At 57.9% G+C, this 1,737-nt stretch carries 2 protein-coding genes; both read left to right on the forward strand.

The genetic code is table 11. The annotated features are described in order from the left end of the window. Positions 1-128: 128 nt before the first annotated feature. On the forward strand, positions 129-1,241 hold the full coding sequence (locus U5771_RS34975) for an EAL domain-containing protein (protein WP_322028154.1): 1,113 nt from the start codon (positions 129-131) through the stop codon (positions 1,239-1,241). A gap of 67 nt (positions 1,242-1,308) precedes the next feature. Then, on the forward strand, positions 1,309-1,737 hold a 429-nt coding region (locus U5771_RS34980; RefSeq protein WP_322028155.1), incomplete at its 3' end, for a DUF2827 family protein.

Below are 1,737 nucleotides of genomic sequence, written 5' to 3' on the forward strand. Positions count from 1 at the left end.
TTGTTCGTGCGTGGTGCGGACCTGTCGTGGCGGGAAGACGGGATCGTGCAGAGCGGTACGCTGCGGAATCGGTTGTCGCTCATCACGCGTGGAACGCCCGATTCATTCTTCGTGTGTAAGTAAACGACATGAGCCACTGCGTAAAAGTGCTGGTTCAACATGCTCTCGCACGGGATACGAGGTTTCATGCGGATTCGGATATGAGGGCCGCCGGCATGGTGCTGGCGGCGATTGCTCGAGATCAGGTGATACTGTGTGCCCAGCCGATTGTGAGCATACCTGACGGTGAACAGGTGCTGTATCACGAATGCCTGGTGCGAATTCTTGGTGGCGATGATCAACCGATCATATATCCATCGGCGTTCATTCCAAGTCTGGAGCGACTTGAACTCATGCGCTTCCTGGACCGCTATGTCGTTGGCATGGCCATTGAAATCATGGAGTCAAATGTCGACCTTCGCCTGGGCGTCAATATTTCCGCGCAAAGTGCAAATGAGATCCATTGGTGGGAATCGATTCTCCTATTGCTCGAGGGGCGGCCTGATATTGCGTGTCGCCTTGTCGTGGAGATTACCGAGACCACGCAACTGTCGCCCGTGTCGGGGCGGGCATTTGTCGAGCGCCTGCAGTGCATGGGCTGCAGCATTGCTGTGGACGATTTTGGCGATGGATGCAGCGTTGAGAATGTTGCTCGGATTGCTTTGCCAAACATCGTCAAGATCTCTGGTCGAATGTTGCCGAGGGACGGGCGCGACAGGGTACAGTTCGATCAGTTTGAACGAATGGTGGCCCGCGCCCGAGACCATGCGCCGCAGGTTGTGGTGGAGGGCATAGAAAGCGTCGATGGGCTGCTCACTGCATCGGCGACCGGGGCGCAATGGGTGCAGGGCTACCATACCGGCAAGCCGCGCCGATTGATAAGAGAAGAGCGGTTGATCGGTGCATCAGTGGAGCGATGGATGCGGCAATTCGAGCGCGTCGCGGATGCGTTGATAGACCGGCATATCGACGAAAGGACCCGAGTGGATGCGAAGCTTGCCTATGCGGCCGGATTCTCAAGCGCGTTATACGGCAAGCGTTCCGCTATCGCCACGGGTTTTCGTAGCGGTCTGAACGACGTTATGCGAACGAAGGCTGTTCCATCGGATACATCCACGCAATTGCTTCAGTGTTTTGTCTTGCTTGGCCGACTCAATGGTCAGACATTGGCGCGATCTATCAGATCTAGACTCGTCTCATGACACCGGGGACGGAGTTTCAGATTTTGGACAATGCAATGGCGCCAAGCTGCTCAACCAAGAGGAATACATGTCAAGGTCAAACACCGGGCCGGCCCGTCGTGCAGCCAAGCGTATAGTCGTCGGTGTATCGCTATTCGTGCGCGGCGCCGGCCAGTCGCTGTGGGAAAACGGCATCTTCCAGAATTGCCTGCTGCTGATCCTGCTGCTGCGCCAGTCGCCGATCGTCGCGGAAGCCGTGATTGTGAACGGCGGCGAACAGCTCGCCGAGCCGCAGATGATGCTCGGCGAATGGGACGTGCCGCTCCTGTCGATGGACGAAGCGCTGCAGCGCTGCGACGTGCTGATCGAAATGAGCGCACAGTTCGGCGCGGACTACCTGCGCGCGTTCCGCGACCACGGTGGCAAGGTCGTCACGATGCGGGTCGGCAACGACTACGTGATCGACATCGAGCGCGCGATGTTCGACAAGCCGTCGGGTTTCCTGTTCTCGGGCGCG

The sequence above is a fragment of the Burkholderia sp. BCC1977 genome (assembly GCF_905339595.1).
In the GTDB taxonomy this organism is placed as follows: domain Bacteria; phylum Pseudomonadota; class Gammaproteobacteria; order Burkholderiales; family Burkholderiaceae; genus Burkholderia.